The organism is Variovorax sp. FW305-3-2-15-B-LB1 (assembly GCF_058787635.1).
On record NZ_JBYSZY010000057.1, the window covers coordinates 25598 to 39692 of the forward strand.

Consider the following 14095-nt stretch of genomic DNA (forward strand, 5'->3'; position numbering starts at 1 on the left):
CCCTCAAGGGGGCAACACCGGCGGCCCGGCAAAGCCGGTTCCGCGGTGTTACCCGCCTTGGATTGCGTTTTTTCGAGCGTGGCTGGTCTTGCATGGGCTGCCAATTAGATGGAAATGGATACCGCGTGATTCTGCGACACACCTTTACCCCCCTGAACAATTCGCGCCTCGGCCACCTGTGCGGCCCGCTGGATGCGCACCTGCGCCGCATCGAGGACGCCCTGGGCGTGAAGATCGCGCACCGCCACGAGCAGTTCAAGGTCGACGGCCCCAAGGCCCCGGCGCAGCGCGCCATGGAGGTGCTGCAGGCGCTGTACGAGATCGCCCAGCGCGCCATCGACCCGGCCGTGGTGCAGCTCACGCTGGCCGGCGACGGCTCGATGAGCGACGAGGACGCCGCCATGCTCGTCACGCGCCGCGCCGACCTGCGCGCGCGCACGCCCACGCAGGCGCTGTACCTGGACAACATCGCCAAGCACGACATCACCTTCGGCATCGGCCCGGCCGGCACCGGCAAGACCTACCTGGCGGTGGCTTGCGCGGTCGATGCGCTGGAGCGCGCGGCGGTGCAGCGCATCGTGCTCACACGCCCGGCCGTGGAAGCGGGCGAGCGCCTGGGCTTTCTGCCGGGCGACCTGACGCAGAAGGTCGACCCCTACCTGCGCCCGCTGTACGACGCGCTGTACGACCTCATGGGCTACGAGAAGGTGCAGAAGGCCTTCGAGCGCAACGTGCTCGAGATTGCGCCGCTGGCCTTCATGCGCGGGCGCACGCTGAACAACGCTTTCGTGATCCTCGACGAGGCGCAGAACACCTCGGTGGAGCAGATGAAGATGTTCCTCACGCGCATCGGCTTCGGCGCCAAGGCGGTGGTGACGGGCGACGTGAGCCAGATCGACCTGCCCAAGCAGCAGCTCAGCGGACTGATCGACGCCGAGCGCGTGCTCAAGCGCGTGGCCGGCATCGCGACCACGCACTTCACGAGCGCCGACGTGGTGCGCCACCCGCTGGTGGCGAAGATCGTCGATGCCTACGACGGGCAGCGCAAGCGCTCGGGAGGCCACTGACATGGCGGCCTCCCTGCTTCCGGCCCTGTCGCTGTCGCTGCAGTTCGGGCGCTTCAAGGGCGTGGAACGCCATCGCGCCGCGCTGCCGCGCCACAGCGTGAACCGCTGGATTCGCCACGCGCTGGACATCGACGGAGAGATCACCGTGCGCATCGTCGATGCCGAAGAAGGCCAGCGCCTGAACCGCGAGTTCCGCGGCAAGGACTACGCCACCAACGTGCTCACCTTCGACTATGCGCAGGGCCCGGTCGTGATGGCCGACCTGGTGCTGTGCGCGCCCGTGGTGGCGCGCGAGGCCAAGGAAAACCGCAAGACCCTCGCCGCGCACTACGCGCACCTGCTGGTGCATGGCACGCTGCACGCGCAGGGCTGGGACCACGAGACCAGCGAAGCCGACGCGGACGAGATGGAAGCGTACGAAATCGAGATCCTCGCGGGCCTGGGCATTCGCAGCCCGTACGGGCGCTGAGCGGAGGCCGCGATGGCGTCGGGCACCGACCCCTGGCTGCCGCGCTGGCTGCCGCTGCTGCGCGCATGCGCCGGCGACGGGCCGGTGCTTGAACTGGGCTGTGCGGCCGGTCGCGACACCGCCACGCTGGTCGAGGCCGGCTTGCGGGTGGTGGCGGTCGAGCTGTCGTCCGACGCCCTGGCGCAGGCGCGGCAACGCGTGCCCGCAGGGGCCGAGTTCCATTGCGGCGACTTCCGCGACGCATGGCCGCTGGCGGAGGGCGCCCCGGTCGGCGCCGTGCTCGCGAGCCTGTCGCTGCACTACTTCGCGTGGGACGAGACGCTGGCGCTGGTGCGGCGCATCCACCGCGTGCTGCGGCCCGGCGGCGTGCTGCTGTGCCGCCTCAACTCGGTCAACGACCGGCATCACGGCGCGCGCGGCCCGTCGGCCAGCGGGCGGGACGAAGATTTTTTCTACGCGGTGGACGGCTTCCCCAAGCGCTTCTTCGACCGCGCCGCGGTCGAGCGGCTGTTTGCCGACGGCTGGCAACTGCAGCACCTCGAGGAGGTGCGCGTGCTGCGCTACGACGAACCGAAGGTGGCGTGGGAAGCGGTGATCCGCCCCGCGCCGTTCACGCCGTCATCTGCAGAGGGATCGTGACCGGCCCGTCGTTCAGCAGGTGCACCTGCATGTCGGCACCGAACTCGCCCGTCGCCACCACCGGGTGCGCGCCGCGCGCCTGCGCCACGAAGTACTCGTAGAGCCGGCGGCCCTCGTCGGGCGGCGCCGCGAGCGTGAAGCTGGGGCGGTTGCCACCGCTCACGTCGGCGGCCAGCGTGAACTGGCTCACGACCAGCAGGCCGCCGCCGATGTCCTGCACGCTGCGGTTCATCTTGCCGGCCTCGTCCGAGAAGATGCGCAGCTTGAGGATCTTGGCGAGCAGGCGGTCGGCCACGCTGTCGCCGTCGCCGCGTTCGGCGCACAGCAGCACCAGCAGGCCGGCCTCGATGGCGCCGACGGTCTGGCCAGCGATGTCGACGCGGGCGTGGGCAACGCGCTGGAGCACGGCTTTCATGAATGGTGGTCCTCGAGTCGGGTGGCGCGCGCTTCCATGGTGAGCGGCAGCAGTTGGATGGTCACGCGCAGGCCGGGCACGGCGTCCATGAGCGACTGCTCCAGTTCGTCGCGCAGGTTGGCGGCGCGCTGCAGGGTCCAGTCGCCGGGCACGTGCATGTGCAGGTCGGCAAAGCGGCGCTGGCCGGCACCGCGCGTCACCATGTCGTCGAAGCGCAGCCGGTCGCCCTCGGCATGGTTGGCGGCGAAGGCGTCGAGCGTGGCGCGCACGGTGGCGAGCGTCTCGGCGTCGAGCGCCTCGTCCATCAGGCCCTGCGACGAGCGCCACACGAGCTTGAAGCCCTCGCGCACGATGTTGAGCGCCACGCCGATGGCGATCAGCGGATCGAGCCAGAGCCAGCCGCTGAAATGCACGGCCACGATGCCGACCAGCACGCCGACCGAAGTCCAGACGTCGGTCATCAGGTGACGCCCGTCGGCCTCCAGGGCGATGGAGCGGTGCGCGCGCGCCGCCCGGAACAGCACGAACGCCAGCGCCGCGTTGAAGCCCGAGCTGATCACCGACAGCGCCAGGCCCCAGCCCAGTTGCTCCAGCGGCTGCGGCGACAGCAGCCGCAGCACCGACACCCACAGGATGGCGACGGCGGCGGCCACGATCAGCAGGCCCTCGAAGCCGGACGAGAAGTACTCGGCCTTGTGGTGGCCGTAGGGATGGTCCTCGTCGGCCGGGCGCTCGGCGATGGTCACCATGGCCAGCGCGAACATCGCGCTGGCGAGGTTCACGCAGGACTCCATGGCGTCCGAAATCAGGCCCATCGAGTTCGTCAGGTAGCCGGCCCATCCCTTCAGGAGGATGGTGAGCAGGGCCACCGCGACGGAGACGCGAAGCAGCGTTTTAGGGGTCAACGTCATGCAGAAAGAACAAGATCAGGTAAAAAGGGCCTGTGCGGGCGGGCATTACGTCGCAGGAATCGGTTGAATTATCAGCCGCGTGACCATATGTAACGCCTTCGCCTTAATATTTGCGCTCATTGCGAAGCAATCAGTCACAGAGAGGCAAATGATGAAGAAATTTTTGACCGCCGCCCTCGGGCTCGCCATCGTCGGCGCAGCCACCCTGGCCCAGGCCCAGGCACCCGCTGCGGCGCCCGCAGCAGCAGCCGCGCCCCAGCAGGCCGGCTTCGTGAAGACGGTGCGCGGCAACGTCCAGCTGCTCGACAGCGCCGGCGCCACGCGCACGGCGGCCCCCGGCGACGCGCTGGGCGCGGTCGATCGCATCGTGACCGGCCCGGACTCGTCGGCCGCCGTCGTGCTGCGCGACAACACCACGCTGATGGTCGGCCCGTCCTCGCGCATGGACCTGAAGGAATTCCACTTCGACGGCACCACCCGCGACGGCGGCATGCTGGTGTCGCTGCTGCGCGGCTCGATGCGCATGATCACCGGCCTCATCGGCAAGACCAACCCCGACGCCGTGCGCGTCGAAACCCAGACCGCCACCATCGGCATTCGGGGCACGGACTTCATCGTGCAGACCGACGGCCAACCCTGAAAAGATGCAGACACTGTTACGCCGCTCCTCCCTTCTTCTCGCGACCACGGTCGCCCTGTTCCTGGCCGCCTGCTCCTCGCCGGGCACGCGCGTGGTGCTCCTGCCCCAGGCTGACGGCACGCCCTCCGCTGTGGTGGTGCGCGCCAAGGACGGCGAAGAAGTGCTCTCCAAGCCCTACCAGCGCGCCACGGCGGCGGTGGGCGCGAGCGGTGCACCGGTGGTCGACCAGGCCGACGCGGCCAAGGTCCAGGCCGAGAACAAGCCCCTGTTCGACATGCGCCCGCCGCTTCCGCAGCGCTACACGGTGTTCTTCGAAGTGGGCACCACCACGCTGACGGCGGCGTCGCAGCAGATCATGACCGAGGCGCTGGCCGCCGCGCTGGCCCGCAGCGGCGGCGACATCGTGGTGACCGGCCACACCGACACCAAGGGTGCCGGCGAGCAAAACGACCAGCTGTCGCGCCGCCGCGCGCAGGAAGTGGTGCAGCTGTTCGTGGAGCGCCAGTTCCCGGCGAACCGCATCGAGGCCGTGGGCCGCGGCGAACGCGACCTGGCCGTGCCGACCGCCGACGAGGTGGACGAGCCCCGCAACCGGCGCGTGACCATCGAGGTGCGCTGAACGCGCTGCCCCCATTGAAAAAGGCCCCGAGGGGCCTTTTTTTGCGATCAGCTCAGGGTCACCCGCGCAAACTTGCGCTTGCCGACCTGCACCACGTAGCTGCCCGCAGGCAGCTTCAGGCCCTTGTCGGACACCACGACCGAATCGATGCGCACGCCGCCGCCGTCGATCAGGCGATTGCCTTCCCCCGACGAAGCCGCCAGGTTGGCTTGCTTGAGCAGCTGGCCGATGCCCAGCGGGGCGCCGCTCAGCGCCACCTCGGGAATCTCGTCGGGCACGCCGCCCTTGCTGCGGTTGATGAAATCCTGCTCCGCCGCGTCGGCCGCCGCCGCGCTGTGGAAGCGCGAGGTGATTTCCTTGGCCAGCGCCACCTTGGCGTCCTTCGGGTTGCGGCCACCAGCGATCTCGGCCTTCAGCGCCTCGATCTGCGCCACCGACTGGAAGCTCAGCAGCGTGTACCAGCGCCACATCAGCGTGTCGGAGATCGACAGCACCTTGGCGAACATGCTGTTGGCGTCCTCGCTGATGCCGATGTAGTTGCCCTTGCTCTTGGACATCTTCTCGACGCCGTCGAGCCCTTCGAGCAGCGGCATAGTAAGTATGCACTGCGGCTCCTGGCCGTATTCCTGCTGGAGATGGCGGCCGACCAGCAGGTTGAATTTCTGGTCCGTGCCGCCCAGTTCGAGGTCGCTTTCAAGCGCCACCGAGTCGTAGCCCTGCATCAGCGGGTACAGGAACTCGTGCACCGAGATCGACTGGCCGGCCTTGAAGCGCTTGTTGAAGTCGTCGCGCTCCATCATGCGCGCCACCGTGTACTTGGCCGCCAGCTGGATCATGCCGCGCGCGCCCAGCGGGTCGCTCCACTCGGAGTTGTAGCGGATCTCGGTCTTCGACTCGTCCAGCACCAGCTTGGCCTGGGCGAAGTAGGTCTCGGCGTTGACGCGGATCTGCTCGGCCGTGAGCGGCGGGCGGGTGCTGTTGCGGCCCGAGGGGTCGCCGATCAGGGAAGTGAAGTCGCCGATCAGGAAGATCACGCGGTGCCCCAGGTCCTGGAGCTGGCGCATCTTGTTGAGCACCACCGTGTGTCCGATATGAATATCCGGTGCGGTCGGGTCCAGGCCCAGCTTGATGCGCAGCGGCTTGCCGCTGGCTTCCGCCTTCTGGAGCTTCTTGACCCACTCGTCCTGCGGCAGCAGCTCGTCAGCGCCACGGAGGGATATTTCGAGGGCTTGTCTTACACCATCGGAGAGGCTGGTGGATGTAACAGATTCGGCGTTCATGGGCTTTTTTGGCGGTTTTTCCGGTGGCCGAAGCTATACTCAGCCCGACTTTTCAAGCGCCGGATTCTAAGCGGCGCTTTTTTTCCGCACCGTCTCCTGCCGCCCTGAACGCACTGGGCCTTGCAGCACGGACCTGCAGAACCTGAGTTGGAATCCACAGTTTGATCAACGGCATCCTTGCCGCCGAGGAGCTTCTCGCTTCCCGCGTGGCGTACACATTCCGGACGTACCCCAAGCAGATCACCGCAGCGATCGCTGCGATGCTGCTCAGCGCCGGCACCCTCGCGGTCGCCTCGCTCGGTCCCGACGCGTCCGACCTCCCCATCCAGCAAGTGCTCGAAGCCACCGCGCCGGTGTCTTTCGCCGACCAGTCGGCGTCGCTCGAGAACTTCAGCTTCACGCTGTTCCGCACCGACGTCTCGCGCTCCAGCGACACGGCCGAGGCGCTGATGAAGCGCCTGGGCATTTCCGACCCCGCCGCCACCGCCTTCGTGCGTGGCAACGCCGAGGCGCGCATGGCGCTGTTCGCGCGCGTGGGCCGCACCGTGACGGCCGAAGCCACGCAGGAAAACCAACTGCAAAAGCTGAGCGCCCGCTGGATTCCCGACGCCGACGGCGGCTTCAAGCGTTTCGTCGTCGAGCGCACGCCCACCGGTTTTGTCGCCCGCACCGAGCGCGACATGCTGACGCCGGGCACGCGCCTGGCCAGTGGCACCATCCGCAGCTCGCTGTTCGCCGCCACCGACGACTCGCGCATTCCCGACGCCGTGGCCAGCCAGCTGGCCGACATCTTCGCGGGCGACGTCGACGTGCGCTCGCTGCGCAAGGGCGACCGCTTCGCCGTGGTCTACGAGACCTTCGAAGCCGACGGCCAGGCGCTGCGCAGCGGCCGCGTGCTCTCGGCCGAGTTCGAGAACAACGGCAAGGTCCACCAGGCCGTCTGGTTCCAGCCCCCGGGCGCGGGCCAGAAGGGCAGCTACTACCGCCCGAACGGCGACAGCCTGCGCAAGGCCTACCTGGCTTCGCCGGTCGAGTTCTCGCGCGTGTCCAGCGGTTTCGCGATGCGCATGCACCCGATCCTGAACAGCTGGCGCCAGCACAACGGCATCGACTACGCGGCGCCCACGGGCACCGCGGTGCGCACGGTCGGCGATGGCACGGTCGATTTCGCCGGCACGCAAAGCGGCTACGGCAACATCGTCATCATCAACCACCGCAACAACCAGCAGACGGCCTACGCCCACCTGAGCCGCATCAACGTGAAGGCCGGCGAGAGCGTGAGCCAGGGCCAGACCATCGGTGCCGTCGGTTCCACCGGCTGGGCCACCGGCCCGCACCTGCACTTCGAATACCGCGTCGGCGGGGCCTACCAGGACCCGACCACGATCGCGCAGGAAGGCGGCGCACCGATCACCGCCGCCCTGCGTCCGGCCTTCGAACGCATCGCCGTGGGCGCCCGCACCGAGCTGGCCGCCGCCTTCTCGGTGATCCAGGCCAGCGCCGACTGAGCCTCGCTCCCCTGGGCATGGCCGCCGCACCGCAGCCGCCGCAGCAACGCTTCATCGGCCTGATGTCGGGCACCTCGCTCGACGGGGTCGACGGCGTCATCGCCGATTTCTCCGACGACGGCCACCTCGCGGTGATCGGCCACGCCAGCGCCGACTTCCCCGCCCCGCTGCGCGCCGAGCTGCTGGCGCTCAACACCCCCGGCGACAACGAACTGCACCGCGCGGCCCTGGCCGGCAACGGCCTGGCACGGGTGTATGCCGACGTGGTCGCGCAGCTGCTGGCCAGCACCGGCACGGCGCCGAGCGCCGTCACCGCCGTCGGCGCTCACGGCCAGACCGTGCGCCACCGGCCGCTCGAGTTCGACGGCACGGGCTACACGCTGCAGGTCAACAACCCTTCGCTGCTGGCCGAGCTGAGCGGCATCGACGTGGTCGCCGACTTCCGCAGCCGCGACCTCGCGGCCGGCGGCCAGGGCGCCCCGCTGGTGCCGGCCTTCCATCAGGCGCTGTTCGCCCGGCCCGACGCACCCGTCGCCGTGCTGAACCTCGGCGGCATCTCCAACCTGAGCCTGCTGCCCGCCACGAACGCGCCGGCAGGCACTGCGCCCCTGCTGGGCTTCGATTGCGGCCCCGCCAACGCGCTGATGGACCACTGGTGCCAGCGCCACCTCGGCCAGCCCTTCGACCGGGGCGGCCAGTGGGCGGCCAGCGGGCGCGTGCTGCCCGAGCTGCTCGCCCGATTGCAGGCCGAACCGTATTTCGCCAAGGCACCGCCGAAGAGCACGGGGCGCGATTTATTCCACCCGGACTGGCTGGCCGGCCATCTGGGCACGGCCACCTGGGTGCCCGCCGACGTGCAGGCCACGCTGGCCGAACTGACCGCCAGCACCTGCGCGGCAGCGCTGCGAAGCTATCAAAAAGAGAGCGCCTTGCTGATCGTCTGCGGCGGCGGCGCACTCAACGACCACCTCATGGCCCGCCTGCGCGCCCTGCTGCCCGGCGTGCAGGTGCAGGCCTCATCCGAACACGGCCTGCCGCCCCAGCAGGTCGAAGCCGCCGCCTTCGCGTGGCTGGCCCGGCGCACCGTCTGGCGCGAGCCCGGCAACCTCGCGAGCGTGACCGGCGCGCGCGGGGCGCGGGTGCTCGGCGCGATCTACCCCGCCTGAAACCCGTCAGCCCTGGCCGGAGACTTCCGGCTGCGCAGGCTGTGCCGCCCGCACTTCTGCCGGCAAATGCCAGAAGATCAGCGCCGAAGCCACCGTGATGAGCCCCATGGTCGCGAACGTGGCCTGGAACGCATCGAGCGTCTGCACCGCCGTGGCCGTGCCGAACACGCCGTTGTAGCCCGCCAGCACCGCGCCGGCGGCGGCCACGCCCAGGCTCATCGCCAGCATCTGCACCATCGACAGCAGGCTGTTGCCGCTGCTGGCCATGCCGCCATCGAGGTCCTTCAGGGTGATGGTGTTCATCGCGGTGAACTGCAGCGAGTTGACCGCGCCGAACACCAGCAGCTGCAGCAGATGCAGCGCCACCGGCTGCCCCGGCGCCGTGAGGCCGAAGCTGGCCATGGTGCAGCCGACCAGCACCGTGTTGGCCACGAGCACGCGGCGGTAGCCGTGGCGCGTGATCAGCGGCGTGGCAAAGCGCTTCATCGCCATGCCGGCCAGCGCCACCGGCAGCATCATCAGCCCCGCGCGCACCGGCGAATAGCCCATCGACACCTGCAGCAGCAGCGGCACCAGGAACGGCATGCAGCTGCTGCCCAGGCGCGAGAACAGGTTGCCCAGCAGGCCGATGCTCAGCGTCGGAATGCCGAACAGCGCGGGCGAGAACAGCGGCTCGGGTGTGCGCGCCGCGCGCAGCCAGTAGGCGACCACGGCGGCGAAACCGAAGATCAGCACGGCCATCACCCCGCCCTGGCGCAGCCCGAGCCCCGACACGCCGTCGACCGCCAGCGAGATCGCCACCATGCCGAAGGCCAGCAACGCGTACCCCACGCTGTCGAAGCGCTTCTGGATGGCGCCGCGCAGGTCGGGCATGTAGCGCAGCGTGGCGATGCAGCCCGCCAGCCCCACCGGCACGTTGATGAGGAAGATCCAGTGCCAGGAGGCGTACTGCACCAGCCAGCCGCCCAGCGTGGGCCCCAGCAGCGGCCCGATGAGCCCCGGAATGGCCACGAAGCTCATCGCCTGCAGGAACTCGCCGCGTGGCACCGTGCGCAGCAGCGCCAGGCGCCCCACAGGCAGCAGCAGCGCCCCGCCCAGGCCCTGCACCACCCGCGCCGCCACGAGCTGCCCCAGCCCCTGCGAGAGCGCGCACAGCACCGAGCCGGCGGCGAACAGCACGATGGCGCAGAAGAAGACGCGCCGCGTGCCGAAGCGGTCGGCGATCCAGCCCGAGGCCGGGATCAGCATCGCCATCGTGAGCGCGTAGGCCACCACCACCGACTGCATGCGCAGCGGGCTCTCGCCCAGGCTGGCGGCCATGGCGGGCAGCGCCGTGTTGATGATGGTGGCGTCCAGCGTCTGCATGAAAAAGCCCACGGCCACGAGCCACAGCAGGCTCTTGCGGGCCGGATCGACGGGAACGGCGGTGTCGAGGCTCATCGGGAAGGCATGGACTCGGAAAAACGACAGGCAGCAAAAAGCCGCCCGGAGGCGGCTTTTTCGAGGGGGCTGGTCAGCAGCATCCAGGCATCAGGCCGAGAAGCTGGAACCGCAGCCGCAGGTGCTGGTGGCGTTCGGGTTCTTGATGACGAACTGGGCGCCCTGCAGGTCTTCCTTGTAGTCGATCTCGGCGCCGAGCAGGTACTGGTAGCTCATGGCGTCGATCAGCAGCGACACACCGTTCTTGGTCATGGTGGTGTCGTCTTCGTTGGTGATCTCGTCGAAGGTGAAACCGTACTGGAAGCCCGAGCACCCGCCACCCTGCACGAACACGCGCAGCTTCAGGTCTGGATTGCCCTCTTCGGCGATCAGGTCGGCGACCTTGGCGGCCGCGCTGTCGGTGAAGACGATCGGCTCGGGCATCTGGGTCTGGATGTTTTCGGCAACAGCGCTCATGGGGTGAAACTCCTTGGGGGGCCGCTTGGGCGGCCAATGGGACGGATGCTACTGCAATGCCGCATTTTCGGCAGGCCGACTGTGGCGAGCACCCATCGCAAGTGGGGTCGGGCGCCGCATCCACCAGGGGCACCTAGGGGACGCGGCCACGAAAAAGCCGCCCGAGGGCGGCTTCTTGTCTCGCAACGAGCAGGGGATCAGCGCTTGCTGAACTGCTTGCGGCGACGGGCGGAGTGCAGACCGACCTTCTTACGCTCGACTTCACGTGCGTCGCGCGTCACGAAGCCGGCTTGGCTCAGGACGGGCTTCAGCGAAGCGTCGTAGTCGATCAGGGCACGGGTGATGCCGTGGCGCGTGGCGCCGGCTTGACCCGATTCGCCGCCGCCGTTCACGTTGACCATCACGTCGAAAGCTTCGAGGTTGTTGGTCAGCGCCAGGGGCTGCTTGGCGATCATGATCGAGGTTTCACGGCCGAAGAACGCTTGGATGTCCTTGCCGTTGACCGTGATCTTGCCGGTGCCTTTTTTCAGAAACACGCGGGCGACGCTGGATTTGCGACGGCCGGTGCCATTGTTCCATTCACCAATCATTCTCAAGGCTCCTTACAGTTCCAGCACTTTGGGCTGTTGGGCGGTATGCGGGTGCTCTGCACCACCGTACACCTTGAGTTTCTTGATCATCGCGTAACCAAGCGGGCCCTTGGGCAGCATGCCCTTGACAGCCTTTTCCAGGGCGCGGCCCGGGTGCTTGTTCTGCATGTCGCGGAAGTTCGTCGCCGTGATACCGCCCGGGTAGCCCGAGTGACGGTAGTACACCTTGTCGATCGACTTGGCGCCGGTGACGCGCAGTTGCGCGGCGTTGATGATGACGATGTAGTCACCGGTATCGACGTGAGGCGTGTAAATGGCCTTGTGTTTGCCGCGCAAACGGAGAGCAACTTCGCTGGCTACTCGTCCGAGGACCTTGTCGGTCGCGTCAATCACAAACCACTCGTGCGTCACGTCAGCGGGCTTGGCGCTGAACGTTTTGGTCATGAGTTTTTCTCTTGAAAGAGGGTTTGGCGAGCCCTTTTCCACGGTCGGCGTTCCTCTGATGGGAATCTCTTAGGTGGGTTTTCACGCCTTCCGCCCAATGAAAGGGCAGCTGGCATGCCTTCGCCGCGGGGCTACAAAAACGCTGCGAAGCCCGCGATTATATGAAGAAATGGCCAAACGGCCAATTTCCGGGCTTCCGGGGGCCTCAGCGCTGGATGCGGACCAGCTCCAGGCTCTCGTTGGCCCCCGAGGAGACCCCGCGCTGGTATTCGCCCTCGAAACGGACGACCCGGCCCAGCTCGGGGCTGTACCAGGCGGCGCCCCGAAAGCGCGTGCTGGCGCCGGTCAGCGGCAAGCTGGTGGTGCTGGAGGCGAAGATCCAGCCCTCGTAGCCGATGCGCATCACGTTCAACTCCACCCCGTCCACACGCATCGTCTGCTCGCCGCCCACCGAGGCGGTGAGTTCATGCCGCAGCCGGTCGCCGGTGGTCGTCACGTAGTCGAGCTGCCAGCGCATGCCGGGCTGGATGTCGTCCTTGCGCAATGCCCAGCCGCCCGGCGGCGACGCGGTGTCGAACAGGCCGCCGGCCGGCGACGTGATGGCGACCACCTGCCCGTTGGTCTTCTCGATCCGGCTGCCGGCATTGAACGACACCTCGTCGCCGCTGACCCGGTCCACCCGGTAGATCACCGGCGCCCGGTTGCCCGTCAGCCGGTCCGTGCGCACGTACTCGAGCGCGTCGCCGGCGCGCAGCGGCTCGGTCAGCGGGATGCCCGCCCCACCGGCGTCGGCCGCCCGGCGGGCGGCAGCGCCCGCAGGTTCCCGGGCCCGCGCCGCCAGCTGCGCCTGGGCGCGGGCCGGCAGTTCTGCCAGGAACTCGGCCGGCATGGCGAAGTTCAGGTTGCCGCCATCGCGGGCGGCAAAAGTGGTGATGCCCAGCAGGCGGCCGTCGCTATCGAACAGCCCGCCGCCGCTCGATCCCGGGGCGATGGCGGCCGTGGTCTGCAGCAGCCGCGCCTCGCCGTCGCCACCGCGCAGGCCCGACAGCAGGCCTTCGCTGAGCGTGTTTTCCAGCCCGCGCGGGTTGCCGATGGCGTACACGCGCTGCCCCACCCGCGCACCGCCGGCGGGCGCCAGGGTCACCGGGGTTGCCGTGAAGTTGGCGACCTTGATCTGGCACAGGTCGCGCCCCGGGTCCGGGTATTCGAGCGTGGCGCCGTAGGTGACGTTGTCGCGCTTGACCACGAAATTGCTGGCCTTGGCGAGCACGTGGCAGTTGGTGACGAGGCGGCCGGGCGCGATCACCACGGCGCTGCCGGCGCGCAGCGGGCGCTCCTGCGCATCGAAGGTACGCACGGCCCAGACGCTGCCCGTCAGCTTGGCGAACAGGGCATCGGGCTCCAGCGCGGCGGCGTGGCCGGCGGCCAGCAAGGCGCCTGCGGCACACAGCCACGGCGCGGGGTTCGTCCAGACCGGCTTCACGGCTTGGCAGGCAGCAGGCCGCGCAGGTCGTCCATCGAGACCCGGGCGTCAGGCGCCGCTGACGGCGCGGCTGGCGCGGGGCGCACTGGAGCGGTCGGTGCGACCGCCACGGGAGGCGGCGGAGGCGCCACCACGGCGGGCGCGGGCGCGGGCGCAGGCACAGGCGCTGCCGCGGCCGTCTTCGGCGCCGGCGCAGCCGCCATCTCGGTCGTGCCGATCTTCATGCCGACCGTCGCCTCGTCGCCGGTCTGCGCGCTGCGGTCGAAACTGCGCACCTCGCCGAAGATCAGCCGGATCCAGCTCGGGTAGTTGAAGCCCGCCCCGGTGCCGGCGTCGATCGCCACGCCGACCAGGCCGCCGATCATCACGTTGCCGACCAGGCCCACATTGGCGCGCGAAATCGCCTGGCCGCGGGCCGGCGGCAGGCCGGACTGGGTGCATTCGATGTTCAGGTTCTCGCCCGAGCGCCGCACCGGCAGGGTCAGGCCGGAGCGCACCACCGCATCATTGCGGTCGTTCGAGACCCGGCAACGGGCGCCGTCGACCACCTTGCCCTCGGGCGACAGGGTCTCGACCTTCACGTTCTGCGTGGTGCCGTGGGTCACGGAGGCGCAGCCCGTCAAAATAGACAAAACACCCGCGCCGACGCACAGGCCCCAAAATCGCCATCCGGCTCCTCGCATTGCTGCCCCTCGTTGTGTTTTGTAAATCAATGTAGCGCCGCGCGAGTCTAGCGCTCCCCTTTCCACTTTTTCAGGCCTCATTCCATGTTCAGTTACCGCCACGCGTTCCATGCCGGCAACCACGCCGACGTGCTCAAGCACACGGTCCTGATTGCCACCCTCGATCACCTGCTTGAAAAAGACGCCGCGCTGACCGTCGTCGACACCCACGCCGGCGCCGGCCTGTACCGGCTCGACGGCGACTACGCCGGCACCAGCGGCGAAGCGGCCGACGGCGTGCTGCGC

At 68.8% G+C, this 14095-nt stretch carries 17 protein-coding genes; 8 read left to right on the forward strand and 9 right to left on the reverse strand.

Annotation, left to right across the window (positions count from 1 at the left end; translation table 11 throughout):
* The first annotated feature begins 125 nt into the window (after nt 1-125).
* Genes AC3WQR_RS26030 through AC3WQR_RS26040 form a run of 3 tightly spaced genes read left to right on the forward strand, consistent with a single transcriptional unit; the run spans nt 126 to nt 2175 of the window.
* A complete protein-coding gene (locus tag AC3WQR_RS26030; RefSeq protein ID WP_062479248.1) occupies nt 126-1067 on the forward strand; it encodes a PhoH family protein in 942 nt (313 codons plus the stop codon).
* Between the two features lies 1 nt (nt 1068).
* The gene (gene ybeY / locus AC3WQR_RS26035; RefSeq protein ID WP_062479245.1) at nt 1069-1536 is read left to right on the forward strand and encodes an rRNA maturation RNase YbeY; all 468 of its coding nucleotides are present in this window, start codon (nt 1069-1071) and stop codon (nt 1534-1536) included.
* A gap of 12 nt (nt 1537-1548) precedes the next feature.
* Entirely contained in the window at nt 1549-2175 is a 627-nt protein-coding gene (locus tag AC3WQR_RS26040; RefSeq protein ID WP_492744634.1) for a class I SAM-dependent methyltransferase, read from the forward strand.
* Here the strand turns inward: AC3WQR_RS26040 and dtd are convergent.
* Together dtd and AC3WQR_RS26050 are read right to left on the reverse strand one after the other, a co-directional pair.
* Nucleotides 2147-2590, reverse strand: a complete 444-nt coding sequence (gene dtd / locus AC3WQR_RS26045; protein WP_062479238.1) for a D-aminoacyl-tRNA deacylase — start codon at nt 2588-2590, stop codon at nt 2147-2149. The genes AC3WQR_RS26040 and dtd overlap by 29 nt on opposite strands.
* A complete protein-coding gene (locus AC3WQR_RS26050) occupies nt 2587-3501 on the reverse strand; it encodes a cation diffusion facilitator family transporter (protein WP_139706050.1) in 915 nt (304 codons plus the stop codon). Before AC3WQR_RS26050 ends, dtd begins: the two co-directional genes overlap by 4 nt.
* Before the next feature lie 148 nt (nt 3502-3649).
* Between AC3WQR_RS26050 and AC3WQR_RS26055 the strand changes: the two genes are divergently transcribed.
* On the forward strand, nt 3650-4141 hold the full coding sequence (locus AC3WQR_RS26055) for a FecR family protein (RefSeq protein WP_370877923.1): 492 nt from the start codon (nt 3650-3652) through the stop codon (nt 4139-4141).
* Nucleotides 4142-4145: 4 nt separating this feature from the next.
* Nucleotides 4146-4760 (forward strand): OmpA family protein, encoded by a 615-nt coding sequence (locus AC3WQR_RS26060; RefSeq protein ID WP_095746883.1) that lies wholly within the window; start codon nt 4146-4148, stop codon nt 4758-4760.
* Nucleotides 4761-4807: 47 nt separating this feature from the next.
* Here the strand turns inward: AC3WQR_RS26060 and tyrS are convergent, their stop codons facing one another.
* On the reverse strand, nt 4808-6040 hold the full coding sequence (gene tyrS / locus AC3WQR_RS26065) for a tyrosine--tRNA ligase (RefSeq protein WP_492744637.1): 1233 nt from the start codon (nt 6038-6040) through the stop codon (nt 4808-4810).
* Nucleotides 6041-6201: 161 nt separating this feature from the next.
* On the opposite strand from tyrS, the gene AC3WQR_RS26070 reads away from it, so the two are divergent.
* A complete protein-coding gene (locus AC3WQR_RS26070) occupies nt 6202-7548 on the forward strand; it encodes a M23 family metallopeptidase (protein ID WP_062479224.1) in 1347 nt (448 codons plus the stop codon).
* Between the two features lie 17 nt (nt 7549-7565).
* Nucleotides 7566-8714: an anhydro-N-acetylmuramic acid kinase gene (locus tag AC3WQR_RS26075; RefSeq protein ID WP_492744639.1), complete on the forward strand. Its 1149-nt coding sequence runs from the start codon at nt 7566-7568 to the stop codon at nt 8712-8714.
* Between the two features lie 6 nt (nt 8715-8720).
* Here the strand turns inward: AC3WQR_RS26075 and mdtD are convergent, their stop codons facing one another.
* From mdtD to AC3WQR_RS26105, 6 genes are all read right to left on the reverse strand, one after another.
* A complete protein-coding gene (mdtD, locus tag AC3WQR_RS26080; RefSeq protein WP_492744641.1) occupies nt 8721-10154 on the reverse strand; it encodes a multidrug transporter subunit MdtD in 1434 nt (477 codons plus the stop codon).
* Between the two features lie 90 nt (nt 10155-10244).
* On the reverse strand, nt 10245-10610 hold the full coding sequence (gene erpA, locus AC3WQR_RS26085) for an iron-sulfur cluster insertion protein ErpA (RefSeq protein ID WP_056577477.1): 366 nt from the start codon (nt 10608-10610) through the stop codon (nt 10245-10247).
* A gap of 197 nt (nt 10611-10807) precedes the next feature.
* Nucleotides 10808-11200: a 30S ribosomal protein S9 gene (gene rpsI, locus AC3WQR_RS26090; RefSeq protein ID WP_062479216.1), complete on the reverse strand. Its 393-nt coding sequence runs from the start codon at nt 11198-11200 to the stop codon at nt 10808-10810.
* A gap of 12 nt (nt 11201-11212) precedes the next feature.
* A complete protein-coding gene (gene rplM / locus AC3WQR_RS26095) occupies nt 11213-11644 on the reverse strand; it encodes a 50S ribosomal protein L13 (protein WP_062479213.1) in 432 nt (143 codons plus the stop codon).
* 205 nt (nt 11645-11849) lie between these two features.
* Nucleotides 11850-13127: a S1C family serine protease gene (locus tag AC3WQR_RS26100; protein WP_492744643.1), complete on the reverse strand. Its 1278-nt coding sequence runs from the start codon at nt 13125-13127 to the stop codon at nt 11850-11852.
* Nucleotides 13124-13732 (reverse strand): hypothetical protein, encoded by a 609-nt coding sequence (locus AC3WQR_RS26105; protein WP_492744646.1) that lies wholly within the window; start codon nt 13730-13732, stop codon nt 13124-13126. Before AC3WQR_RS26105 ends, AC3WQR_RS26100 begins: the two co-directional genes overlap by 4 nt.
* 162 nt (nt 13733-13894) lie before the next feature.
* Here AC3WQR_RS26105 and rlmJ point away from each other — a divergent pair.
* Nucleotides 13895-14095 (forward strand): 23S rRNA (adenine(2030)-N(6))-methyltransferase RlmJ (rlmJ, locus tag AC3WQR_RS26110; protein WP_492744648.1); only part of this gene is annotated, 201 nt, incomplete at its 3' end.

What these genes read in the sequence shown, in the direction of transcription:
- rplM (WP_062479213.1), bottom strand. Translation starts at nt 11,644, where the DNA reads ATGACCAAAACGTTCAGCGCCAAGCCCGCTGACGTGACGCACGAGTGG.
- erpA (WP_056577477.1), bottom strand. Translation starts at nt 10,610, where the DNA reads ATGAGCGCTGTTGCCGAAAACATCCAGACCCAGATGCCCGAGCCGATC.
- dtd (WP_062479238.1), bottom strand. Translation starts at nt 2,590, where the DNA reads ATGAAAGCCGTGCTCCAGCGCGTTGCCCACGCCCGCGTCGACATCGCT.
- tyrS (WP_492744637.1), bottom strand. Translation starts at nt 6,040, where the DNA reads ATGAACGCCGAATCTGTTACATCCACCAGCCTCTCCGATGGTGTAAGA.
- AC3WQR_RS26075 (WP_492744639.1), top strand. Translation starts at nt 7,566, where the DNA reads ATGGCCGCCGCACCGCAGCCGCCGCAGCAACGCTTCATCGGCCTGATG.
- AC3WQR_RS26060 (WP_095746883.1), top strand. Translation starts at nt 4,146, where the DNA reads ATGCAGACACTGTTACGCCGCTCCTCCCTTCTTCTCGCGACCACGGTC.
- AC3WQR_RS26050 (WP_139706050.1), bottom strand. Translation starts at nt 3,501, where the DNA reads ATGACGTTGACCCCTAAAACGCTGCTTCGCGTCTCCGTCGCGGTGGCC.
- mdtD (WP_492744641.1), bottom strand. Translation starts at nt 10,154, where the DNA reads ATGAGCCTCGACACCGCCGTTCCCGTCGATCCGGCCCGCAAGAGCCTG.
- AC3WQR_RS26040 (WP_492744634.1), top strand. Translation starts at nt 1,549, where the DNA reads ATGGCGTCGGGCACCGACCCCTGGCTGCCGCGCTGGCTGCCGCTGCTG.
- AC3WQR_RS26055 (WP_370877923.1), top strand. Translation starts at nt 3,650, where the DNA reads ATGATGAAGAAATTTTTGACCGCCGCCCTCGGGCTCGCCATCGTCGGC.
- ybeY (WP_062479245.1), top strand. Translation starts at nt 1,069, where the DNA reads ATGGCGGCCTCCCTGCTTCCGGCCCTGTCGCTGTCGCTGCAGTTCGGG.
- rpsI (WP_062479216.1), bottom strand. Translation starts at nt 11,200, where the DNA reads ATGATTGGTGAATGGAACAATGGCACCGGCCGTCGCAAATCCAGCGTC.